Consider the following 21,309-nt stretch of genomic DNA (forward strand, 5'->3'; position numbering starts at 1 on the left):
GCGCCTGCGCCGCTCGGGGTGGGGGGGGGCGGGGGCGGGGGGGGTCTGTGGCCGGGCCCCCCCCGTGCGGTGTGGCGCCCCCCCGGGGGGGCCCCCCCCCCCACGACGGCGGCGTCGGCGCGGCGAGACTGCTGACGGGTCATCTCCGGTCCCCTCCCATACGTTCTCAACTTTGAGAAAGGTATCCGACATGAGATCGTGTGTCCATGGACACGGTCGACCTCCTGCTGCACCCCGTGCGGCTGCGCATCGTGCACGCCATGTCGGGGAACCGGACCCTCACCACGTCACAGTTGTGCGGCCTCCTGCCGGACGTCTCCAAGGCCACCGTCTACCGCCACGTCGGTCTGCTCTCGGACGCGGGAGTGCTCGAGGTCGAGGACGAACAGAGGGTGCGCGGAGCCGTCGAGCGCCACTACCGCCTGCGCCGGGAACGGGTCGTGGTCGACGCGGAGACGGCGGCGTCGGTCTCGCGGGAGGACCACCGGAGGGTCTTCGCCGTCGCCATGGCGGCGCTGATGGCGGAGTTCGACGCCTACCTCGACCGCGAGGGCGCCGACCCGGCGGCCGACCTCGTCGGCTACCGCCAGCACGCGCTCTGGCTGAGCGAGGACGAGCGTGCCGGACTCATCGCCGACCTGCGGCGGGTCCTGCTGCCCCGGCTGGCCAACGGACCGGCGCCCGGGCGGATGCGGCACCTCGTCAGCCCGATCCTCTTCCCCGCCGAGGGGCCCCGGGAGCCGGACGGCGCCGCCTGAACCGGCCGCGTCAACGGCGGTGACGGGCGCGGCGTCTGGGGGAACGGCGGTCGGTCACCAGGAAGACGAGCAGCAGGGCGGCGACGACACAGACCACCACGCCCTGCGCCGACACGAGCAGTTCGCCGAGCCCGCCGCCCCCCGCCTCCGCGGGCGGGACGTAGACCTCCCGCGACGGATCACTGGAGGGTGCGCCGTAGGGCGTGCGGAAGCGCGGGGGCGCGATGCGGAGGCTCATCGCGGGTCAGTATCGCGACTCCCGTCGGCCCGCGGGACGAGTCGGACGACCCGGGGGCGGCCGCGCGGGGACCGCGCGCCACGGCGCGCGCGCCGGGTCGGTCAGCCGGTGAGCGCCGGAAGCGCGGCCGGGCGGCGGAACAGCCACCGCAGGAAGGTCCGCCGCGGCGGACGCGCCCGTACCTTCCCGAACTCCAGCTCGCCCGCCAGTTCCACGCGCAGTGCCACGGGTGCGGCCGGGCCGGCCGCGGGCCGGACGTCCACCGTGCCGAATTCGACGGCCAGTCCGTCGGTGTCGACCACGATGCCGGGCCGGGTGACGAGCACCAGGGAGCTGCCGCGGACGTCCATGTCGATGCGGAGGGTGTCCTGCGTGATCACGGCGTGGGTGAAGTCGAGCACCACCTCGCCCCATTCCGAGCGGACCTCCATGCGCCGCGGCACGACCCACCGGTCGACACGGCGGAACGAGCCGCCGCGGTTGTCGACCCGGACCACGTCCTTGACGTCCTCCGCGGCCGTGCCCGGCGTCCGCGCGGCCGCCGGCAGGTCGGCGGTGAGCGGGGCCAGTTCGTCGAGCGTGCGGGCCGACAGCGCGGCTTCCAGGCGTTCGTCCAGCTCGGCGGCCGACAGCCGCCCGTCGCCCGCGGCCACGGTCAGGACGTCCACCACCCGGTCCCGGTCCGCGTGCGAGGCCCGCAACGGGGGCGGCGCGAGGGGCGTGTCCGTAGGGGACGGCGCACCCGTGGGCCGGATCTCTCCCGGCATGTCCTCACCCCGTTCAGGTCGGTGGTTCCGCAAGACGCGATACATCTTCGCGAACTAACGCTATATCGCGTTTGGGGTGCACGCCAAGCCCGCGCCCGTTCCCGGCGCGGGGCGGCCGCCGGGAGCGGGAACACCCGCGCGGCCGGGCGGGATTGCCGCGCGGGGGATGTCACAGAAGCCGCGGCCGTCCTGTCCTTCCTCGGACAGTCCCTGTTTGGAGGAACACATGAGCGCTGAGCACGCACACCTGCCCCCCGGTGTCGAACTGGTCGGGAGCCTGCCGGAGGCGGCGGGGCGGATCCCGGCGGGCGCGGAGGCGAGGACCATCCGGGTCACCCTGCCGCCCGGTGACGCCGGTGCTCCGCCGCACCGGCACCCCGGGCCGGTCTTCGGCTACGTGACGCAGGGCGAGATCCTCTTCGAGCTGGAGGGTCAGGCGCCCCGGGTGCTCAAGGCCGGTGACGCCCTCTTCGAGCCCGGCGGCGACGTGATCCACTACCAGGGCGCCAACAACCTCACCGACGCGCAGTCCCAGCTGGTGGTGGTCATGTTCGCACCGCCCGGCAGCCCGGTGCTGACCGTGGTCGGCGAGGAGGAACTGGCCGAACGACGCCACCTGCGCGTCACCTCGTGAGGTCCTGCCGCTGAACCGTCGGCGGCGGGCCGCGCGCCAGGCCGCGGGGCTCCGGGCAGATGGGCCGATCCTTCTCGGCGTTCCTTCCGCCCGGAGCCTTACGCGTGCCCCGGGCCCCGGCTCCGCCCCACCCGGGCGGAGCCCGCCGGAAGCGGCGGAGACCGGGGCCGCGCGAGCTGTCCGCCGCACAGGACACCGACCGGCCGGGCGCGGGCTCACGGCGTCACGAAGCCGCGCGGGCTCCACCTGGGGCCGAAGCGGCGGCCGCCCGATCGGCCGCGGGCCGGCGGCACGCCCGGCGGCTCGGAGGGCACGGCGAGGACCGGGCAGCGGGCGTGCGCGAAGCAGTGGGCCGCGACGGACGGCGCGAAGAGCCGCCGCCAGGGACCGAGCGAACCGGTGCCGACCACCAGCAGCCCCGCCCCCTCGGCGGCCACCTCCACGAGGGCCGGTCCCGGGCGCCCCAGCGCGAGGACCGGGCGCAGCGGCGGGTCGAGCGGCAGGTCGCCGTCGAAGGCGGCGTCGAGCGCCATGAGGAGCCTGCGCCGGGCCGGGCGGCGCCACCGGTCCGGCTCCGGCTGCAGCGGCGGCCACCTGCTCCGCGTCCCGGAAGCGGTGTCCCACGCCGCCTCCCAGGCCGTCACCACGGTCAGCACGCACTCCCGGCGCCGGGCCTCCGCGGCGGCCCGGCGCAAGGCCGCCACGCTCCCGGGGGAGCCGCTGACGCCCACCACGACGCACTCTTCGCGGACCTCGTTCATGCCTCCATGAAACGCCCGGGAACGCCCGCACCGGAGGCCTTTGTCGCGATCCTGACGCCGCCCGCCCCACCCCGGCGACCCGCGCCGTTAACGTTCGCCCGCTCGCCGTCAACGTCGCGTCAGGGACCGCCCTCACCCCCCTGACCCCGGGCATAGCGTCCCTGATGCGTCCCGGACCGCCGGCTGCGTCCGGGGCGCCCCAGGAACCACAGCAGGTGCCTCACCAGGAGGAAGCCATGACAGAGCTCATGTACGGGGACGACCCGGAACCTTCGGATCCGTCCCCGGCCGGACGACACCGGGAGACGTTGTACGTCCCCGTCCGGCCGGGACCCGTGGGATGCGTCGCGCGCATGTTCCGCACGCCCCTGGGCGGCCGTACGGCCGTCGGCTTCACCACCCCGGAGCGTCTCGCGGAGACGCTCGGCCCCGACCAGCAGTGGATCACCCTCTCGGAGTTCGCGCTGCGGTCGATGGCCCGCCCGCTCGGCGTCACGGCACTCACCGTGGACCCACAGCTCGCCGCACCCGCCGTGTCGGACGCACCGGACGAGACCGGCCGCCGTCTCGACCCCCAGACCCTCGGGGTCCTCAGGGTCACCGGCGCGGTCGCGCTGGTCGATGCCCTGGCCCTGTGGATCGGCTGAAAGGAGCGCCGTCATGACTGCCGTCACCGAGCACTTGGAGACCGCGTACCCCGACGCCGACCTGTCGGTGTGGCCCGCGTCCGCCTCCTCCGCCGCCCACGGTGAGGTCACCGTGGGCGGGGTCGCCCTGACCGAGGTAGCCGAACGTTTCGGCACCCCGGCCTACGTCCTGGACGAGGGCGAGGTACGGGACCGCTGCCGCGCCTACCGCGCGGCCTTCCCCGACGGCGACGTCCTGTACGCCGCCAAGGCCTTCATGTGCCGCGCCATGGCCCACTGGGTGGACGAGGAGGGCCTCGGCCTCGACGTCTGCTCGGCCGGGGAGCTCGAACTCGCCGTCGTCACCGGCTTCCCGCCGGAGCGGATCCTCCTGCACGGCAACGCCAAGAGCCCGGAGGACCTGGCCACGGCGCTGCGCCTGGGCGTCGGCCGGATCGTGATCGACAGCACCGGCGAGATCGCCCGGCTGGCCGCCCACGTCCCGCCGGGGGACCGGCAGAAGGTGCTGCTGCGCATCGTGCCGGGCATCGCCGCCGGTCACCACAACGCGGTGCGCACCGGCACCGACGACCAGAAGTTCGGGCTGTCCCTGGCCGACGGGTCGGCGCAGCACGCCATCGCCCGCGTGCTGGACCAGCCCCGGCTGGAACTGGTCGGCCTCCACTGCCACCTGGGCTCGCAGATCAGCAGCGTCAAGCCGTACCTGTCGGCCGTGCGCCGGCTGGTCGGCCTGCTGGCCGCCGTGCGCAGGCAGCACGGTGTCACGCTGCCGGAACTCGACCTGGGCGGCGGCCACGCGGTCGCCTACCGCCCCGGCGAGGCGGCGATGGACCTGACGACGCTGTCCGCGCGGATACGGTCCGAACTGGCCGAGGGCTGCGCGGCCGCCGGGCTGCCGGTGCCGCGGCTGACGGTGGAGCCGGGCCGTGCGATCGTGGGCCCCGCCGGTGTCGCGCTGTACCACGTGCTGTCGGTCAAGCGCACCGGCGGCCAGACCTTCGTCGCCGTCGACGGGGGCATGAGCGACAACCCCCGGCCCGCGCTGTACGGGGTGCGCTACTCACCGCGGCTGATCGGCCGTCACTCCACCGAGGAGCCGGTCCTGGTGACCGTGGTCGGCCGCCACTGCGAGGCCGGGGACATCCTCGCCTCCGCGGTGCCGCTGCCCGCCGACGTCCGGCCCGGGGACCTGCTGGCGGTGCCGGTCGCGGGTGCCTACCACCTGTCGATGGCGTCCACGTACAACCTCGTCGGCCGTCCGCCGGTCGTCGCCGTCCACGAGGGCCGGGCGCGGCTGCTGGTCCGCCGTGAATCGCTCGCCGACTTCCGCGTCCGCGACATCGGCCTCTGAGCGGGACCCGCGAGCCCGCCGCGTCGCCCGACGCCCCTGAACGCCCTCCGGGCAGGTGATGTCCCCGCGTCCCCCTGCCCGGAGGTGCGCCACGGCCGTTCCGGTCCGCCGGCCCCCGACCAGGGGTCCCGCACGACCGCCCCCGAACCACGGGTCCCGATCCCCGGGCCCGACGCACGAGAAGAGAGAAGTCCGGTGAGTGTGGAGCACACCGTCCGCATGAGCGTCGCGGAGGGCGTCCGATGACCACCGCGCCCGCGCCCGTCAGGCCGGACCGTGGGAACCCCGCCCTTCCCGGCGGGGCCGCGCACGAGAACGCCCCCGGCGGCGGCCCGCTCGCGCCCGGACAGCTGCGCCTCGCCCTCCCGGAGGCCCTGCGCAAGCTCAACCCCGTCACGCTGGTCCGCAACCCGGTCATGTTCGTCACCGGGACCGGCGCCGCGCTGACCACCGGGCTCGCCCTCGTCCACCCCACCGTCGTCGGGTGGTTCACCACGGCCTGGCTCTGGCTCACCGTCCTCCTCGGGAACCTCGCCGAGGCCGTCGCCGAGAGCCGCGGCAGGGCCCAGGCCGACGCCTTGCGCCGGTCCCGCACGATCACCACGGCCCGCCGGCTGACGAAGGACGGCGAGAAGGTCGTCCACGCCATCGCCCTGCGCCGTGGCGACACCGTGGTCGTCGGGGCGGGGGAGACGATCCCTGGTGACGGCGATGTCGTCGAAGGCGTCGCCGCCGTCGACGAGTCCGCCGTCACCGGTGAGTCCGCACCGGTCATCCGTGAAGCGGGCGGCGACCGTTCGGCGGTCACGGGCGGCACAAAGGTGCTGTCCGACCGCATCGTCGTGCGCATCACCCGGCAGTCGGGGGAGAGCTTCCTGGACCGCATGATCGCCCTGGTCGAGGGCGCCGACCGGCACAAGACGCCGCATGAGGTCGCGCTCAACCTGGTGCTCATGGTGCTGACCGTCGTCTTCCTGGCCGCCGTGGTGATCCTGCGGCCCATGGCGGTCTTCTCCGCCGGCCCGGGCGCCGGTGCCGGGGACGCCTCGGGGACCGCCGACGGCGTCACAGGGATCGTCCTGGTCGCGCTGCTGATCTGCCTCGTCCCGACGACGATCGGCGCCCTGCTGTCGGCGATCGGCATCGCCGGAACGGACCGCCTGGTGCGGCGCAACGTCCTGGCGGCCTCCGGCCGGGCCGTGGAGACCGCCGGGGACGTCGACACCCTCCTGCTCGACAAGAGCGGCACGATCACCCAAGGCGTCCGCAGGACCGGCGCATTCCTGCCGCTGGGCGGCGTCGAACCCGAGTGGTTCGCCCAGTCCGCGCTCCTGACGAGCCTCGCCGACGACACCCCCGAGGGGCGTGCGGTCGTCGCCCACGCCCGTGAGCACTACGCGCTCTCCCACCACAAGGCCGACGAGATCGACCTGCCCGACGCGAAGTGGGTGCCCTTCAGCGCCACCACCCGCATGTCCGGGGTCGACCTCCCCGGAGGCAGGCAGCTGCGCAAGGGCGCGTCCGCCGCCCTCGCCGCCTGGGTGCGTGAACGCGGCGGCACCGTACCCGCCGGACTGGACGTGTACGTCGAGCGGGTGTCGTCGGCCGGAGGGACGCCTCTCGCGGTCGCGGAATCCCCGGCCGGCGGCGGCCCGGCCCGCGTCCTGGGCGTCATCCACCTCGAGGACGTCGTCAGGCCCGGGCTGCGCGAACGCTTCGAGGCCATGCGGCGGATGGGCGTCCGCACCGTCATGGTCACCGGCGACAACCCGGTGACCGCCCGCGCCATCGCCGAGGAGGCGGGCGTGGACGACTTCCTCGCCGAGGCGACCCCGGCGGACAGACTCGCCCTGATCAGGCACGAACAGGCCGTCGGTCACCGTGTCGCCATGACGGGCGACGGCACCGACGACGCCCCGGCGCTGGCCCGGGCGGACGTGGGCGTCGCCATGAACGCGGGCACCTCGGCCGCGAAGGACGCGGGGAACATGGTCGACCTCGACTCCGACCCCACGAAGATCGTGGAGATCGTCGAGATGGGCAGGCAACTTCTGCTCACCCGTGGCGCGTTGACGACCTTCTCGATCGCCGGCGACATCGCCAAGTACCTGGCGATCATCCCGGCGGTCTTCGGCGGGCTCTACCCGTCGCTCCACTCCGTCGACTTCATGCGGCTGCACTCGCCGGGCTCGGCGGTCCTCTCGGCCGTCGTCTTCAACGCCGTCGTCATCGCCGCGCTGATCCCGCTCGCCCTCCGTGGCGTCCGCCACCGGCGGGGCCGCGCCGCCTCGTCGCGCACCCGCACGCTGTGGGTGTACGGCCTCGGCGGGGCGGTCGTGCCGTTCCTCGCGATCAAGATCATCGACCTCACCCTCGTCCGCCTGGTCCCCGGGATCTGACCATGCCTCGCACCTTCACGCCGCCCCGCTGGGCGGCGCACCAACTCGCGGCCGTCCGCGTGGTGCTCGCCCTCACCCTCCTCGTGGGACTGGCCTACCCCCTGGGCATGACCCTGCTCGCCCAGCTGCCGGGCCTGCGGGACGCCTCCGCACGCGACTCCCTCATCGGCAGGTCCTACACCGACGCGAAGGGGGCCGCCCTGCCGGGCTACTTCCAGTCGCGCCCCTCCAACGCGGGTGACGGCTACGACACGGCGGCCTCCGGCGCCGGCAACCAGGGCGCCGAGAGCGTCGTCGACACCCCGGACAGGACCAGCCTGCTCAGCCAGGTGTGCGCCCGCAGCAAGGAGGTCGGAGAACGCGAGCACGTCGACGGCGCCCGCCCCTACTGCACCCCCGACGGTGTGGGAGCCGTGCTCGGCGTCCTCCGCGAGGGCGGCACCACCGGTCGTGCGACCGGCGTCGTCAGCCTCAACCAGCCCTGCCCCGCCCGGCCGTTCCTCACGGCCTACGAGCACCTGGAGGTCCGCTGCGCCGAACCCGGCGCCGACTACTCCCGGGCCGTCGTCACCCCCGTGCGCGGCGACGCCCCGGCCCGGCCCGAGGTCCCTGCCGACGCGGTCACCGCGAGCGGCAGCGGTCTCGACCCCGACATCAGCCCCGCGTACGCCGGGATCCAGGCACCCCGGGTCGCCCGTGAGCGGGGGATCGGCGAGGACGCCGTGCGCGCGTTGATCGCGCGGTACACCACGGGCCGTGCCCTCGGCGTGCTCGGCGGGCCCGCCGTCGACGTCGTCGGGCTCAACGCCGCCCTGGACCGCACCGACCCCATGCCCGGAGCGTGAGAGCAGACATGTACGGCTGGATCCAGGCATCCCTCGTCATCGCCGTCGTGGCCGGTCTCCACGTCCCCCTCGGCGACTACATGGCACGCGCCCTCGAGGGCGGCCGCCACCTGGCGCCCGAACGCGCCCTGTACCGCATGTGCGGCGTCGACCCCGACAAGGAACAGGACTGGCGGCACTACCTGTTCGCGCTGCTGGCCTTCTCGGCCGTGAGCATCGCCGCGCTGTTCGCCCTGTTCTCGCTGCAGGACCGGCTGCCGTGGTCGCTGGGCCGCGGCGGCATGCCGTGGCGGCTCGCCCTGCACACCGCCGTCAGCTTCACCACGAACACCAGCTGGCAGAACTACGCGGGTGAGTCCACCACCGGCCACCTCGCCGTCATGGCGGGTCTGGGCACCCAGGCCTTCGCGTCCGGGGCGGTGGGCATCTGCGTCGCGCTCGCCCTCGTCCGCGGTCTGGTCCGGCGCAGTACCGACCGGCTCGGCAACTTCTGGGTCGACCTCGTCCGCGGCGTCCTCCGCGTCTTCCTGCCCCTCGCGGTCGTCTCCGGCCTCCTGCTGATCGCCCTCGGCGTCCCGCAGCACCTCTCGGGCAGCGACCAGCTCGCCGGCCCCGTGGGCTCCTGGGAGTCGATCAAGCTGATGTCGGGCGACGGCGGCGGGGTCTTCAACGCCAACAGCGCCCACCCCCTGGAGAATCCCTCGGCCTGGAGCAACACGCTCGAGATCGTGCTCATGCTGCTCGTGCCGACCGCCCTGATCCGCACCTACGGCCGGCTCGTCGGCAGCCTCAAGCAGAGCTGGACCCTCCTCGCGGTGGCCGGCATCCTCTTCGGCCTGCTGCTCGCCGCCGGCAACCTGGCCCAGAGCGCCCACACCGGCACCGTCAGCGCCGCCGTGGGCGGCCAGACCGAGGGCACCGAGACCCGCTTCGGCGTCCCGGCGAGCACCCTGTTCGGCGTGTCGGCGACCGCGTCGGCGGACGGTGCGGCCAACGCCTCGTACGACAGCTTCTCCAGCCTCGGCGGCGGCGTGCTCCTGGCCGGGATGATGCTCGGCGAGATCGCCCCCGGCGGCACCGGGAGCGGCCTGTACGGCCTCCTGATGGTGATCCTCGTCGCCGTCTTCGTCGGCGGGCTGATGGCCGGCCGTACCCCCGAGTACCTGCGCAAGCGCATCGGCGTCGGTGAGATGCGGCTCGTCGCGCTGTACGCGCTCGTGGCGCCCGCCGTCATCCTGGTGTCGTCGGCGATCGCCGTGGCCCTGCCCGGGGGACGCTCCTCGATGGGCAACCCGGGACCGCACGGCCTGACCGAGCTCATCTACGCGTACACCAGCAACGCGGCGAGCAACGGCAGCGCGATGGCCGGCTTCAACGGCGCCACCGACCTGCACAACCTGCTGATGGTCGTGGTCATGCTGGTGGGCCGCTACGTCCCCATGGTGTTCGTCCTCGCCCTCGCGGGCCGCCTCGCACGGCAGCGGGCGGGCGCGGTCACGGTCGGCACCCTGCGCCCGCACGGCGTCAACTTCCTCGTCCTCACCGTCGGCGCCGCCCTGATCCTGGCCCTGCTGAACTTCCTGCCCGCCCTGTCCCTGGGGCCCGTCGCGGAAGGACTGCTGTAGTGCCGGCGGCCGGTCGTCCCCGTCTGCCAGGCTGAGGGGATGACGAGGACCCGGTACTTCACCGCGACCAGTCTCGACGGCTTCATCGCGGACGCGGACAACTCCCTCGACTGGCTCTTCGAGGTCGAGGGGGAGGGATTCGCGCGGTTCACCGCCTTCTTCGCCGGTGTCGGGGCGTTCGCCATGGGCGCCACCACGTACGAGTGGATCCTGGAGCACGACCGGCTCCTGGAGCGGCCCGGGAAGTGGGCGGAGTACTACGGCACCACCCCCGCCTGGGTCTTCACCCACCGGGAGCTGCCCGCCGTCCCCGGCGGGGACGTCACCTTCGTGCGCGACGACGTCCGCCCCGTCCACGACGCGATGACCGTCGCGGCCGGGGGCAGGGACATCTGGCTCGTGGGCGGCGGCGAACTCGTCGGCTCCTTCGCCGACCACGGACTGCTGGACGACCTGGTCCTGGGCGTCGCTCCGGTCACCCTCGGCGCCGGCGCGCCGCTGCTGCCGAGGCGGCTGACCGCGGCCCGGTTGCGGCTGACCGGCGTCGAGCAGGTCGGCCAGTTCGCCTACCTCACCTACACGACGCGCTGAGGACGGCGCAGGCCGGGCACCGGGGCCAGTGGCGCGCTCCGGCGTCGCGGACACGGCGGACGCGCCGGACGTGCGGGTGCCCCTCCCCACGACGTTCCCGTGGTGAGCGCAGGGTGTGCCCCGCGCGGCAGGGGCCGCACGCGCGGAATTCGCGGGCGTCCGGCCACGGCGTCGTGCGAGCATCGGCGGATGCTGACCCTCGCCGACGAACTCGGCCGCCTCGCCTGCACGGTGACCGGTGACGGCCCGCCCGTCGTCCTCGTGCACGCCGGCGTCGCCGACCACCGGATGTGGGACGGTGTCGTGCCAGGCCTCGCCGAACAACACACCGTCATCCGTTACGACATGCGCGGCTTCGGCCAGTCCCCGCCACCCGCGGCGCCGTTCAGCGAGCACGACGACCTGCGCCGGGTCCTGGACCACTTCGGCCACGAGCGGGCCCACGTGGTCGGCGCCTCCTTCGGCGGCCGCGTGGCGATCGACTTCGCGCTCACCCATCCCGCGCGCGTCCGCTCCCTGGCGGTGTTCGCCCCGCCGTGGCCGGGGTACGACTGGTCGCCGCGGATGGTCGCCTACGACGCGGCCGAGACCGAGGCGCTCGCCGCGGGTGACCTGGACGCCGCCGTCCGCGTCAACCTGGAGACGCTGCTGTACGGCCCGGCCCGAGGACGTGACGAGGTGCCCGCCGGGGTGGCCGACCGGGTGCGCGGGCCGATGCGGACCGCGCTGATTCACCAGGGCACGGTGGAGGCGCACTCCCGCGGCCGCGCGGACGGCGACGTCGCCGGCCTCTCCGTGCCGGCCCTGGTCGGTGTCGGCCTCCTGGACCTGCCGGACTTCCGGGACATCGCCCGCCGCTACGCCGCGACGATCCCCGGCGCCACCCTGGTCGAGTTCCCGGCCGCGGCCCACCTCGTCGCCCTGGAGGCGCCCGCCGACGTGACCGCGGCGCTGCTCCCCTTCCTCGCGCGCTGAGGCGCCCGCACCGCCAACGCGGTGGCGGTGCCGTCCGCGGCGTCCGCCCGCGGTGGCGCGGGGGTACGGATCCCGCGGACCGTGGCGTCCGGGGTGCCCGCGCGCCGGACGGGGTCAGTGAAAGGAGCAACCCCTGTGGACATGAAACTCGAGGTCGTGGTGGTGCCCGTCGCCGACGTGGACCGGGCCGAGGACTTCTACGTGGGTCTCGGCTGGCGCCTCGACGCGGACGTCACCACCGGCGACGACTTCCGTGTCGTCCAGGTGACCCCGCCCGGCTCGCCCTGCGCGGTCATCTTCGGCACCGGGGTCAGCGGCACCGAGCCGGGCTCGGCCCGCGGCCTGCACCTGGTCGTGGAGGACGTCGTGGCCGCCCGGGAGGAGCTGGTGGGCCGGGGGGTCGAGGTCAGCGAGGTGTTCCACGACGCCGGAGGGGTGTTCCACCGCGCCGGGACGGAAGGACGCGTGCCGGGCCCCGACGCGCAGCGGCGCAGTTACTGCTCCTTCGCCTCGTTCGCCGACCCCGACGGCAACGAGTGGGTGCTCCAGGAGATCACCGAACGGCTGCCGGGCCGCTGACCCCCCGGGGCGCCGCACCGCGGGCCCCGCGCCCGCGGTGCGGCGGCCGTCAGGAAGCGGCCACGGCCTCGGCTTGCGCGGGCACGCCGAGGATGGCGAGGCAGTTCGTCCAGAGCGGGCTGAGGCGGCCGGTGTCGTTGTAGAGCTTGGCGAACAGCACCTGCCCCTCGAGCTGGGCGACGACCGACACCGCCGCCGCGTGCGTGTCCGCGACGGTGACCTCGCCCCGCTCACGGGCCTCGCCGATAAGCTCGTCGATCATGCCGACCTGCGTGTCGAAGATCTCCTGCAGCCGCCGGCGGATGGACTCCGTCTGGTTGCTCATCTCCAGCGTCAGGTTGCCGAACATGCACCCCGACACCGTGCCGCAGGACTCCTGGCCCGCGTGCTGGACCTCCTCGGTCGCCTCGAAGAGCCGGCGCAGCCGCTCCAGGGGGGCCGCGTCGGCGCCCAGGATGCGGGTCCACTCGCGCTTCTGCGCCGCCCAGTGCTCGTCGATGACGGTCAGCGCGAGGGCTTCCTTGGACTCGAAGAAATAGTAGAAACTGCCCTTGGGCACCCCGGCCGCCTTGCAGATCTCGGCCACCCCCAGGGCCGAGTAGCCGCGCTGCTCGATGAGCGTCTGCGCGGCAGTGATGATCTTCTCCCTGGCATCACTCGTGCGTCCCATGGCAACAGTATACGACCGATCGACTATAGTTGGTCGACCGGCTCGCTCCGCCGCTTCCGGGCCGGGAGCCCCGACCGGTCCCCAGGGTGGGTCCGGGGGCGGTCCGCCGGCCAGGACCCGTTTCCTCCCTCCTGGGAGGCGGAGCCTCCGAGTGGCCCGGCGGTGCGGAGATCCGCCCGGCCAGGCCCTAGCATGGCGGCGTGGAGCTGCGTCAACTTCGGTACTTCGTCGCCGTCGCCGAGGAACTGAACTTCGGGAGGGCGGCCGAACGGCTCCTGATCGCCGGGCCTTCCCTGTCCCAGCAGATCAAGGCGCTCGAACGCGATCTGGGGGTCCGGCTCTTCGACCGCGACCGCCGCTCGGTGTCGCTCACGCCCGCCGGCTCGGCGCTGCTCCCGCACGTCAGGGCGCTGCTGGAGCGCGCCGACGACGTGCGGCGGCGGGCGAAGCAACTGGGCGGCTCGGAGGCGGTGCGGCTCGGCTACGTCAACTGGCTCCCCGCCGACCTGGCGGCCCGCGCGTCGGCGGTGGCCCGGCTGCACGTCGACGCGTGGATCGCGCCCTCGCACACCCAGGCCGCCCGGGTCGGCGACGGCGGCCTGGACCTCGCCGTCACCTGGGTGCGGACCGAGGACCTGGAGCGGCACGGACTGCGGTCCCGGCTCCTGGGGGCGGACCGCCTGTACGCGGTCTCCACCGGCGACGACACCGGCGCCGTCCGCGCCGAGGACACCGTCCTCCTCCTCGACGACGACACCACCTCCTGGCTGTCGTGGAACCTCTACGCGGAGCGGCTCGCCGCCGACAGCGGGGCGCGCGCCGTCCGGATCTCCGACGGCGGTGTCACCGGCAGCGGGTTCTTCGACCACGTCCGCCGCATCCGCGGTCCCGTCCTCAACAGCCCCAAGGGCCAGACCAGTCCGTTGCCGCCCGACCTGGTCAAGCGCCCGGTGGTCGCCCCCGAGGTGTACTGGACCTGGTCGCTGGTCTGGCGGGCCGACGAGGTCCGCGAGACCGTGCTGGCGGTGGTGGACGCCCTCACCGGGGGCGTGGGCGACCTCGGCATCCACCGTCCGGACGCCTGGCTCCCCGACGGGGACCCCTACAAGCGGTAGATTTCCTGCGATCCGCCGGAATTGTCGTCCGGTCGTCCGGTCGTCCGGCCGTCAGGGCCGCGGCTGACCCGTCGGCCGTCCCGCCGGTGAAGTCCACCCACCGCAGTCCACCGGGAGCAGGCCATGAGCGTTCAGGGTCAGAGGGTCGCCGTCGTCACGGGTGCCTCGCAGGGCATCGGTGCCGGCCTGGTCGAGGGGTACCGCAAGCTGGGGTACGCGGTGGTGGCCACCTCGCGGAACATCGGCGCGTCCGCGGACCCGGAAGTGGTGACCGTCCGGGGCGACATCGCCGAACGGGAGACGGCCGAGCGGGTGATCGCGACGGCGGTGGAGCGCTTCGGCCGGGTGGACACGCTGGTCAACAACGCGGGCATCTTCGTCGCGAAGCCGTTCACCGAGTACACCGAGGACGACTACCGGGCGGTGCTCAGGGTGAACCTGGACGGGTTCTTCCGCGTCACGCAACGGGCGGTCGAGAGGATGCTGGAGCAGGGCGGGGGACACGTCGTCCAGATCTCCAGCAGCCTGGGGGACCAGCCGGACGTGAAGGTGACGTCGGTGCTGGCGTCGCTGACGAAGGGCGGTCTGCAGTCCGCGACGAAGGCGCTGGCGACCGAGTACGCCACCCGGGGCATCCGGGCGAACGCGGTGGCGCTGGGGACGATCAAGACCCCGATGCACCCGGTGGAGAGCCACGACGCGCTCGCCGGGCTGCACCCGGTGGGGCGCATGGGGGAGATCGACGACATCGTGGAGGCCGTCCTCTACCTCGAGAGGGCGCCGTTCGTCACCGGTGTGGTGCTCCCGGTCGACGGCGGCCAGTCCGCGGGCCGCTGACGCCCGACGCCCCGTCACCTGCCGCGTGCCGGGCGGGGTGCGGGGCCGCCGCGACGCACGCGGCCCGCGGCCTCGCCCGGCGCGCCGCGCGCTTCACGTCGTGGGGGAGGGACTGCTCGCGTCCCGGTTCCCGCCGGAGGCCGGGGCCGCCGCCGTCTCCGGTTGCGGCAGCGCGGAGCGTACGGCGGGAAGCGCCAGGACCACGGCCACCGCCGCGAGTTGCCAGACCGCGCCGAAGCCCAGCACCCCCGCGACGCCGAACAGGACCGACACCGGACCGGCAGCGGCCAGCCCCACCGGCCCGAGCGCGAAGGCCCCGAAGGCGCCGTACGCGCTGACCCGGGCGAGGGCGCCCGGCGGCACCTGCGCCTGGGTGACCGTCGCGAAGAGGGTGCCGCACACGGCCGAGCCGACACCGGCCGCCAGTGCGGCGGCGCAGATCCACGGCAGCGGCAGCCCGGCGGCGAGGGCGGCCGACGGCATCGCCCAGCCGAGGGTGGCGGCCGTGCCCACGAACAGCGGGCGGCGCGGCCGGCGCCCCAGCATCGCCGTGCCGCCGGCCACCGCGCCCGCCCCGTACAGGGCCATGATCAGGCCCCAGGAGCCCGGGCCGCCGAGTTCCCGCTGGGCGACGAGCGGTCCGAGGACCAGGAACGGCGCCCACACCAGGAGGTTGAACAGGCAGACGTGGACCGAGGTGACCCACAGCCAGGTCCGCGAGCGGAACTCCGTCCAGCCCTCGCGCAGTTCCGCCACGAAGGACGCGGCGGGCCCACCGGCCCGGACGGTCCGCGGCAACAGGAGCAGCGCGACGACGCTCACCCCGTAGCTGAGGGCGTCCACGGCGAGGACCGCGGAGGCGCCCGCGACCGCCGTGAGGACGCCGGCGAGCGCCGGTCCCGCGATCGAGGCCGCCGACCGGGCCACGCCCAGCAGTGCGTTGCCGTCGGCGAGCGCGTCCCCCCGTACGAGGCGCGGGACGAGCGCGTCGAGCGCCGGGGTGAACAGGGCCTCGGCGGCGCCCCAGACGACGACCAGCCCGATCAGCGTCGCCATGTGCGGTGCGCCGCCCAGCAGGGCGAGGGCGAGGCCCGCCTGGGTGAGGCAGCGCGTGACGTCGGCGGCGAGCATCACCCGCCGGCTGCCCCAGCGGTCGGTCAGGACGCCGCCGGCGAGCAGCACCAGCACCAGGGGCAGGATCCGGGCCGCCAGGACCAGGCCGAGTTCGGTGCCACCGCCGCCGGTCTCCAGGACCGCGAAGGCCAGTGCGACGGACGCCATCGACGATCCGAACAGCGAGGTGGCGTAGCCGATGAAGAAGCGACGGAAGTCGCGTTCGCGCAGGACCGCGGGGAGGTGGGGGAGTGCCATGGGCGCAGCGTGCAGGGGGCGGTCGGCGACACGCCAGGCCCGTGGCGGAAATTATTGAGTCGGGTCGAATCAACTTATGATGGCTGCGGTTCAGGGTGGAGAGTGATTTACTGCGGTCGATCGCGGCGGGGCGTTGCTCGGCCGCAGCGGAGGATCGACGGGGGAGGGGCGGACGCGTATGACCCAGCCGGTGGAGTACGCCGTGGCCGTCGACCGTTTCCTGGCCGCTTCCGGGCTCGGCGAGGGATCGCGGCGGGTCTACCGGATCGCGCTGGCCACCTGGGCCTGGGGACTCGTCGACCGTCCCCCGCCGGTCGGCGGCGGCCGCCGCAACGCCGAACCCCCGGCGGTCCCGCTGGCCCTGCTCGACGCACCGGGCACCGCGGGGCGGCTCCGGGACGCCTTCGCGGCACGGTCCGCGGCGGTCGGCGCCCGTACCGCCAACCGCGAACTGTCCGTCCTGTGCAGCGCCGTGGCGTGGTGGCGCGCGGCGGGCTGGCTGTCCGCGGACCCCACGGAGGGCTTGCGGGCGCTGCCCGTGCCGAAGCCGCGCCGCGCCGAGGCCGGCCTCGGCGCCGAGCAGGTGCGCGAGGTCCTGCGGCTGACGGCACCACTGCGCGAGCAGGCCTTCTGGCACCTGCTCCACGAGACGGGGGCGCCCATCGAACGGCTCCTGGCGCTCGACGTCGACGACCTCGTCCTGCCCGGCCGTCGCACCCGCGAGCGCGTGGGGGAGCCGCTGCGCTGGGGGGACGGCTCGGCCCGGCTGCTGCCGCTGCTCGTGCTGGGGCGCGTCGACGGACCGCTGTTCCGCACCGGCCGCGGACGGCTGTCCTACCGGCGCGCGGCGGAGCTGTTCACCGCCGCGACGCGCCCGCTCGACCCGGGTGGGCGCGGTTGGACGCTGAGGCGGCTCCAGGCGGCGGGCCGGCGCTGACCGGGCCCCGTGCCGACCGGGCCCGCGCCCCGCGACCGGGGATCAGCCGAGGACGCGCAGGGCGCTCTCCACGGCCGCGGCCATGCGCGTGCGCGCGGAGGTGAGGTAGCGGCGCGGGTCGACGGTGGCGGAGTCCGCCGCGAGGAAGTCGCGTACCGCGCCGGTGAAGGCGATGTTCAGCGCCGTGCCGATGTTGATCTTGACCATGCCCCCGGCGACGGCGCGGCGCAGCTCCTCGTCGGGTACCCCGGTGGAGCCGTGCAGGACCAGGGGCACGGGCACCGCCCCGCGCAGACGGGCGATCAGATCGTGGTCGAGACGTGCGGTACGGGTCGTCATGGCGTGGGAGCTGCCGACCGCCACGGCGAGGGCGTCGATCCCGGTGGCGGCCACAAAGGCGGCGGCCTCGGCGGGGTCGGTACGGGCGCCCGGGGCGTGCACGCCGTCCTTGCCGCCTATCTCGCCGAGTTCGGCCTCCAGCCACAGACCGCGGTCGTGGGCCCGGTCCGCGGCGGCGCGGGTGGCGGCGACGTTGCGGTCGTGGGGGAGGGCCGAGCCGTCGTACATCACGGAGCCGAACCCGCAGTCCGCGGCGCGGCGCAGCAGTTCCTCGTCGGTGACGTGGTCGAGGTGGAGGCCCACGGGGACCGCGGCGGACTCGGCGACCGCGGCCGTCGCGCGGGCGATCGGGGCGAGCGCACCGCCGTGGAAGCGGACGGCGTTCTCGCTGATCTGGCAGACCGCGGGCCGCCCGGCGGCCTCCGCGCCGGCGACCACCGCCTCCGCGTGCTCCAGGGTGATCACGTTGAAGGCACCGATCCCGCACCCGTCGGCGTAGGCCGCGCGGACGAGTTCGGCGGTGGGGACCAGCGGCATGACGTGGCGACCTCTCGAGGATGGGATGATGATGCGTGAACGTGACGGTTCGGCCTGGAAAAGCCGCAGAAACACGCGTGAGGGTGCGTGACCACACGCGGGCGCCGGGCCGGGCCGGCCCACCTGAGGACAGGGGACGAGGAGATGGCCGGACCACAGGCCCGATGGAGCGCGCTGCTGGAGATGCTGACCCGGGACGGGAGCGTCGAGGTCGAGCCCGCCGCCGCCGAACTGGCGGTCTCCGCCGCGACGATCCGGCGCGACCTGGACGAACTGGCCCGGCAGAACATGGTCACCCGCACCCACGGCGGCGCGGTGATCAACGCGATCGCCTACGACCTGCCGCTGCGGTACAAGGCCGCCCGCAACGCCCCGGAGAAGGAGCGCATCGCCCGGGCGGCCGCGGCCCTGGTGAAGCCGGGCGCGGTGGTGGGGCTCAATGGCGGCACCACGACCACGGAGGTCGCCCGGGCCCTCGCCGCACGCGCCGACCTCGCCGACAGCGGCGCCGAGACCGCGCTCACGGTCGTCACCAACGCGCTCAACATCGCGGGGGAACTGGCCGTCCGGCGGCACGTGAAGCTGGTGGTGACCGGCGGTGTCGTCCGCCCGGCCTCGTACGAGCTGACCGGGCCGCTGGCCGCGGAACTGCTCGCGCAGCTCACCCTCGACGTGGTGTTCCTCGGCGTGGACGCCCTCGACGTCACCCATGGCGCGGCGGCCCGGGACGAGGGAGAGGCCAGCGTCAACCGGGCGCTCGCACGGCGCGCCGAGCGGGTGGTGGTGGTCGCCGACGCGTCCAAGCTGGGGCGGCGGGCCTTCGCCCGGATCTGCCCGGTGGAGGAGGTCGACGTCCTGGTGACGGACGGGAGTGCGCCGGCCGCGCTCGTCGAGCCCTTCGCGGCGGCCGGCGTGGAGGTCGTCCGCGCCTGACCGGGCCTGCCGTCGCGACGACCGCCGCACGGGCCACCTCCCCCCTTCCGCCGTCCCGCCCACTTCATGAAGCAGCATGCAATTTTCTGCAGGGAAATTGCTAGAGTCGAGCAACTTCACACATGATGCTCGACCGGACGTGCTCGGTGTCAAGGGCAGGCCACCGGCCGGGGAGGGGAGTCCATCGATGAGCCAGAGCCAGAGCCAGACCCGGAGCCAGAGCCAGAGCCGGACACAGGATGCGAACCCGAGCAGGACCGAGACCGAGACGGCGGCCCAGCCGGACTGCTGGCGCCGCGCCATCGCCCTCGCGGGCGACGCGGAGGCGCCCTGGCGGGCCGCGATGCCCCGGCCCGGCGAGCGGGTCGCGGTCGTGGGCTGCGGCACCTCGTGGTTCATGGCGCACGCCTACGCGGTGCTGCGCGAGAGCGCGGGCCAGGGGGAGACGGACGCCTTCGCCGCATCGGAGATGCCGGCCGGCCGGGCCTACGACCGGGTCGTCGCCCTCACCCGCTCCGGCACGACGACCGAGGTGCTGGGGGTGCTGGCCCGGCTGCGCGGCACCGTTCCGACGGTGGCCGTCACGGCCGATCCCGCCACTCCCGTGATGGAACTGGCCGACGCGGCGGTGGTGCTGGACTTCGCGGACGAGACCTCGGTCGTCCAGACCCGCTTCGCCACCACCGAACTCGTCCTGCTGCGCGCCCTGCTGGGGGAGGAACTCGCCGGGCTGCCCGCCCAGGCGGAGGCCGCGCTCGCCGCGCCGCTGCCGGACGGGCTGCTGGAGACCGAGCAGTTCACCTTCCTCGGCCGCGGCTGGGCCTACGGCGTCGCACAGGAGGCGGCGCTCAAGATGCGGGAGGCGGCCGGCGCCTGGACGGAGGCGTACCCGGTCATGGAGTACCGGCACGGCCCGATCAGCGTCACGGGGCCCGGCCGGGTGGCGTGGTGGTTCGGCGACCCGGGGGACCTCCCGGCGGGGCTGGAGGGGGAGATCGCGCGCACCGGCGGCCGGCTGGTGGCCCTGGGGCGCGACCCGCTCGCCGACCTGGTCGTCGTCCAGCGTCTGGCCGCCGCCCTCGGCGCGGCCCGCGGCCTCGACCCGGACGCCCCCCGGCACCTCACGCGTTCGGTGGTCCTCGCCGACGACCGCGGCTGAGGACGGGCCGGGACGCCACCCGTACGCCGGAAGGCGAATGCCGTCCCCGCCCCGGGGAGGGGCGGGGACGGCATCACACCAGGACCGTCAGGCCTTGGCCCACTTCTGGTTCGGTGTCCCGTAGCACGTCCACAACTGGAGCGGGGTACCGGCGGAGGTGCCCTTGTCGAGCACGTCGACGCACTTGTTCTTGTTGGTCAGGTCGTTCGAGCCGTTCAGCCTGAACTGCTGGGCCCAGCCGCCGTTGCAGCGGGCCAGCTGGATGACCGCGCCGTCCGTGAACGAGGCGCCGGCCAGGTCCATGCACATGCCGAAGGCGCGGACGGTCCCGTCGGAGCGGAAGTCCCACTTCTGCCAGGCGCCGCCGTCGCAGTCCTGGATCTGCAGCCGGGCGCCGTCGCGCCCGGTGCTGTTCTTGGCGCCGCTGACCGCGACGCAGCGCCCGCTCTGCACGCTGCGGATCCGCACGCCGGGCACGGTGGCCGTCTGCTGCGTCTTGGAGGGCGTCGGGTTGCCCGCCGACGAACCCGACCCGGAGCCGGACGAACCGCCGGAGCCCCCGGAACTGCCGGAGCCGCCGGTGGCCGAACCGCCACCGCCGCCGGTCCCGCCGCCACTGGCGCTTCCGCCGCCACCGGTGGTTCCCGGGGCGTCGCCCACGGGCGGCAGACCGCCGCCGCCGGTGCCGGTGCTGTCCGCCGAACCGCCGCCGTTCGGGCCGCCCTGCGACCCGGAGGCCGGCGGGACGTTGCCGCCCGCGGCGGGCGAGGCCTTGGTGCCGTTCGTGCCGGGCGACGCCGGCAGGACGCCGCTCTGCAACGTGCTGGGCTCGGCCACCGCCACCGGGTCACCCTTGCCGCCCTTGTCGGGCAGCAGGTCGATGCGTGCCATCAGCGGCACGACCAGCACCGCGCAGCCGATGACGGCCGACGTGGTCGCCAGCACGCTCCACGCCCGCCGGTCCGGCAGCAGCCGCCGGTGCGGCAGGGAGGGGCGTCGGGCGAAGGTGTCCGCGAAACGGGGCTCGGCCCCGTCGAGAACCTCGGGGTCCCGTGGATCGGGATGGGGAGGCACGTGGTCTCCTGTCGGCTCGGGAATCTGCGCGGAAGCGTAGGGGGCGCGTCCGCCCGTTGCTTTCGGCAGGGTGAACAATAGTTTAAGATTTCACCAAGTGTGACAGCGAATGATCGAATATGCGCCAACACTGTGGTCAGAGCATCTCGTTCAGCAGCTTAATCTTT

The 21,309-nt window shown here is 74.4% G+C and carries 22 protein-coding genes; 15 read left to right on the top strand and 7 right to left on the bottom strand.

The window, feature by feature from the left end:
• Positions 1-206: 206 nt before the first annotated feature.
• A complete protein-coding gene (locus ABZ479_RS39355) occupies positions 207-758 on the top strand; it encodes a helix-turn-helix domain-containing protein (protein ID WP_499609982.1) in 552 nt (183 codons plus the stop codon).
• A gap of 10 nt (positions 759-768) precedes the next feature.
• Here the strand turns inward: ABZ479_RS39355 and ABZ479_RS39360 are convergent, their stop codons facing one another.
• Together ABZ479_RS39360 and ABZ479_RS39365 are read right to left on the bottom strand one after the other, a co-directional pair.
• Complete coding sequence (locus ABZ479_RS39360) at positions 769-996, bottom strand: hypothetical protein (protein WP_500466057.1); 228 nt, start codon at positions 994-996, stop codon at positions 769-771.
• 101 nt (positions 997-1,097) lie between these two features.
• Positions 1,098-1,763, bottom strand: a complete 666-nt coding sequence (locus ABZ479_RS39365) for a DUF1707 SHOCT-like domain-containing protein (RefSeq protein WP_500466058.1) — start codon at positions 1,761-1,763, stop codon at positions 1,098-1,100.
• Between the two features lie 226 nt (positions 1,764-1,989).
• Here ABZ479_RS39365 and ABZ479_RS39370 point away from each other — a divergent pair, with 226 nt between their 5' ends.
• Positions 1,990-2,397, top strand: a complete 408-nt coding sequence (locus tag ABZ479_RS39370) for a cupin domain-containing protein (protein WP_500466059.1) — start codon at positions 1,990-1,992, stop codon at positions 2,395-2,397.
• A 215-nt stretch (positions 2,398-2,612) separates the two neighbouring features.
• Here ABZ479_RS39370 and ABZ479_RS39375 read toward each other — a convergent pair whose 3' ends face one another.
• Positions 2,613-3,158, bottom strand: a complete 546-nt coding sequence (locus tag ABZ479_RS39375; RefSeq protein ID WP_500466060.1) for a universal stress protein — start codon at positions 3,156-3,158, stop codon at positions 2,613-2,615.
• Positions 3,159-3,394: 236 nt separating this feature from the next.
• On the opposite strand from ABZ479_RS39375, the gene ABZ479_RS39380 reads away from it, so the two are divergent.
• The 8 genes from ABZ479_RS39380 (at position 3,395) to ABZ479_RS39415 (ending at position 12,170) form a co-directional block, all read left to right on the top strand.
• Entirely contained in the window at positions 3,395-3,805 is a 411-nt protein-coding gene (locus ABZ479_RS39380; RefSeq protein WP_500466061.1) for an SAV_915 family protein, read from the top strand.
• 13 nt (positions 3,806-3,818) lie between these two features.
• Positions 3,819-5,156: a diaminopimelate decarboxylase gene (gene lysA / locus ABZ479_RS39385; RefSeq protein WP_500466062.1), complete on the top strand. Its 1,338-nt coding sequence runs from the start codon at positions 3,819-3,821 to the stop codon at positions 5,154-5,156.
• Positions 5,157-5,398: 242 nt separating this feature from the next.
• A complete protein-coding gene (gene kdpB, locus ABZ479_RS39390) occupies positions 5,399-7,555 on the top strand; it encodes a potassium-transporting ATPase subunit KdpB (RefSeq protein ID WP_500466063.1) in 2,157 nt (718 codons plus the stop codon).
• A gap of 2 nt (positions 7,556-7,557) precedes the next feature.
• Positions 7,558-8,400 (top strand): potassium-transporting ATPase subunit C, encoded by an 843-nt coding sequence (locus tag ABZ479_RS39395; protein WP_500466064.1) that lies wholly within the window; start codon positions 7,558-7,560, stop codon positions 8,398-8,400.
• Entirely contained in the window at positions 8,397-10,025 is a 1,629-nt protein-coding gene (kdpA, locus tag ABZ479_RS39400) for a potassium-transporting ATPase subunit KdpA (RefSeq protein ID WP_500466065.1), read from the top strand. Before ABZ479_RS39395 ends, kdpA begins: the two co-directional genes overlap by 4 nt.
• A gap of 39 nt (positions 10,026-10,064) precedes the next feature.
• Positions 10,065-10,616, top strand: coding sequence for a dihydrofolate reductase family protein (locus ABZ479_RS39405; RefSeq protein ID WP_500466066.1), 552 nt, complete (start codon positions 10,065-10,067; stop codon positions 10,614-10,616).
• Between the two features lie 189 nt (positions 10,617-10,805).
• Positions 10,806-11,591 carry an alpha/beta fold hydrolase gene (locus ABZ479_RS39410; RefSeq protein WP_500466067.1) on the top strand — a complete coding sequence of 262 codons (786 nt, stop codon included), beginning with the start codon at positions 10,806-10,808 and terminating at the stop codon, positions 11,589-11,591.
• Positions 11,592-11,726: 135 nt separating this feature from the next.
• Complete coding sequence (locus tag ABZ479_RS39415; RefSeq protein ID WP_500466068.1) at positions 11,727-12,170, top strand: VOC family protein; 444 nt, start codon at positions 11,727-11,729, stop codon at positions 12,168-12,170.
• Between the two features lie 49 nt (positions 12,171-12,219).
• Here ABZ479_RS39415 and ABZ479_RS39420 read toward each other — a convergent pair whose 3' ends face one another.
• Positions 12,220-12,840 carry a TetR/AcrR family transcriptional regulator gene (locus ABZ479_RS39420; protein WP_500466069.1) on the bottom strand — a complete coding sequence of 207 codons (621 nt, stop codon included), beginning with the start codon at positions 12,838-12,840 and terminating at the stop codon, positions 12,220-12,222.
• Between the two features lie 200 nt (positions 12,841-13,040).
• Here ABZ479_RS39420 and ABZ479_RS39425 point away from each other — a divergent pair, with 200 nt between their 5' ends.
• Both ABZ479_RS39425 and ABZ479_RS39430 read left to right on the top strand, forming a co-directional pair.
• A complete protein-coding gene (locus tag ABZ479_RS39425) occupies positions 13,041-13,955 on the top strand; it encodes a LysR family transcriptional regulator (RefSeq protein WP_500466070.1) in 915 nt (304 codons plus the stop codon).
• Between the two features lie 123 nt (positions 13,956-14,078).
• A complete protein-coding gene (locus tag ABZ479_RS39430; RefSeq protein WP_500466071.1) occupies positions 14,079-14,792 on the top strand; it encodes an SDR family NAD(P)-dependent oxidoreductase in 714 nt (237 codons plus the stop codon).
• Between the two features lie 93 nt (positions 14,793-14,885).
• Here ABZ479_RS39430 and ABZ479_RS39435 read toward each other — a convergent pair whose 3' ends face one another.
• Positions 14,886-16,163, bottom strand: coding sequence for an MFS transporter (locus ABZ479_RS39435; protein ID WP_500466072.1), 1,278 nt, complete (start codon positions 16,161-16,163; stop codon positions 14,886-14,888).
• Between the two features lie 178 nt (positions 16,164-16,341).
• Here ABZ479_RS39435 and ABZ479_RS39440 point away from each other — a divergent pair, with 178 nt between their 5' ends.
• On the top strand, positions 16,342-17,100 hold the full coding sequence (locus ABZ479_RS39440) for a site-specific integrase (protein ID WP_500466073.1): 759 nt from the start codon (positions 16,342-16,344) through the stop codon (positions 17,098-17,100).
• A gap of 42 nt (positions 17,101-17,142) precedes the next feature.
• On the opposite strand, the gene ABZ479_RS39445 is transcribed toward ABZ479_RS39440, so the two are convergent.
• Entirely contained in the window at positions 17,143-17,976 is an 834-nt protein-coding gene (locus ABZ479_RS39445) for a class II fructose-bisphosphate aldolase (RefSeq protein WP_500466074.1), read from the bottom strand.
• Between the two features lie 144 nt (positions 17,977-18,120).
• On the opposite strand from ABZ479_RS39445, the gene ABZ479_RS39450 reads away from it, so the two are divergent.
• Together ABZ479_RS39450 and ABZ479_RS39455 are read left to right on the top strand one after the other, a co-directional pair.
• Entirely contained in the window at positions 18,121-18,909 is a 789-nt protein-coding gene (locus tag ABZ479_RS39450; protein WP_500466075.1) for a DeoR/GlpR family DNA-binding transcription regulator, read from the top strand.
• A gap of 187 nt (positions 18,910-19,096) precedes the next feature.
• Positions 19,097-20,068, top strand: a complete 972-nt coding sequence (locus ABZ479_RS39455) for an SIS domain-containing protein (protein WP_500466076.1) — start codon at positions 19,097-19,099, stop codon at positions 20,066-20,068.
• 87 nt (positions 20,069-20,155) lie between these two features.
• On the opposite strand, the gene ABZ479_RS39460 is transcribed toward ABZ479_RS39455, so the two are convergent.
• A complete protein-coding gene (locus ABZ479_RS39460) occupies positions 20,156-21,142 on the bottom strand; it encodes a ricin-type beta-trefoil lectin domain protein (protein WP_500466078.1) in 987 nt (328 codons plus the stop codon).
• Positions 21,143-21,309 lie beyond the last annotated feature (167 nt).

Source organism: Streptomyces sp. NPDC005722, assembly GCF_040630935.1.
GTDB lineage: Bacteria > Actinomycetota > Actinomycetes > Streptomycetales > Streptomycetaceae > Actinacidiphila.

Excerpts from the sequence above, each read along its gene's own strand:
- ABZ479_RS39440 (WP_500466073.1), top strand. The coding sequence starts at position 16,342 with ATGACCCAGCCGGTGGAGTACGCCGTGGCCGTCGACCGTTTCCTGGCC.
- lysA (WP_500466062.1), top strand. The coding sequence starts at position 3,819 with ATGACTGCCGTCACCGAGCACTTGGAGACCGCGTACCCCGACGCCGAC.
- ABZ479_RS39365 (WP_500466058.1), bottom strand. The coding sequence starts at position 1,763 with ATGCCGGGAGAGATCCGGCCCACGGGTGCGCCGTCCCCTACGGACACG.
- ABZ479_RS39370 (WP_500466059.1), top strand. The coding sequence starts at position 1,990 with ATGAGCGCTGAGCACGCACACCTGCCCCCCGGTGTCGAACTGGTCGGG.
- ABZ479_RS39430 (WP_500466071.1), top strand. The coding sequence starts at position 14,079 with ATGAGCGTTCAGGGTCAGAGGGTCGCCGTCGTCACGGGTGCCTCGCAG.
- ABZ479_RS39375 (WP_500466060.1), bottom strand. The coding sequence starts at position 3,158 with ATGAACGAGGTCCGCGAAGAGTGCGTCGTGGTGGGCGTCAGCGGCTCC.
- ABZ479_RS39355 (WP_499609982.1), top strand. The coding sequence starts at position 207 with ATGGACACGGTCGACCTCCTGCTGCACCCCGTGCGGCTGCGCATCGTG.
- ABZ479_RS39380 (WP_500466061.1), top strand. The coding sequence starts at position 3,395 with ATGACAGAGCTCATGTACGGGGACGACCCGGAACCTTCGGATCCGTCC.
- kdpB (WP_500466063.1), top strand. The coding sequence starts at position 5,399 with ATGACCACCGCGCCCGCGCCCGTCAGGCCGGACCGTGGGAACCCCGCC.
- ABZ479_RS39360 (WP_500466057.1), bottom strand. The coding sequence starts at position 996 with ATGAGCCTCCGCATCGCGCCCCCGCGCTTCCGCACGCCCTACGGCGCA.
- ABZ479_RS39395 (WP_500466064.1), top strand. The coding sequence starts at position 7,558 with ATGCCTCGCACCTTCACGCCGCCCCGCTGGGCGGCGCACCAACTCGCG.
- ABZ479_RS39450 (WP_500466075.1), top strand. The coding sequence starts at position 18,121 with ATGGCCGGACCACAGGCCCGATGGAGCGCGCTGCTGGAGATGCTGACC.
- ABZ479_RS39405 (WP_500466066.1), top strand. The coding sequence starts at position 10,065 with ATGACGAGGACCCGGTACTTCACCGCGACCAGTCTCGACGGCTTCATC.
- ABZ479_RS39455 (WP_500466076.1), top strand. The coding sequence starts at position 19,097 with ATGAGCCAGAGCCAGAGCCAGACCCGGAGCCAGAGCCAGAGCCGGACA.
- ABZ479_RS39445 (WP_500466074.1), bottom strand. The coding sequence starts at position 17,976 with ATGCCGCTGGTCCCCACCGCCGAACTCGTCCGCGCGGCCTACGCCGAC.
- ABZ479_RS39410 (WP_500466067.1), top strand. The coding sequence starts at position 10,806 with ATGCTGACCCTCGCCGACGAACTCGGCCGCCTCGCCTGCACGGTGACC.
- ABZ479_RS39435 (WP_500466072.1), bottom strand. The coding sequence starts at position 16,163 with ATGGCACTCCCCCACCTCCCCGCGGTCCTGCGCGAACGCGACTTCCGT.
- ABZ479_RS39420 (WP_500466069.1), bottom strand. The coding sequence starts at position 12,840 with ATGGGACGCACGAGTGATGCCAGGGAGAAGATCATCACTGCCGCGCAG.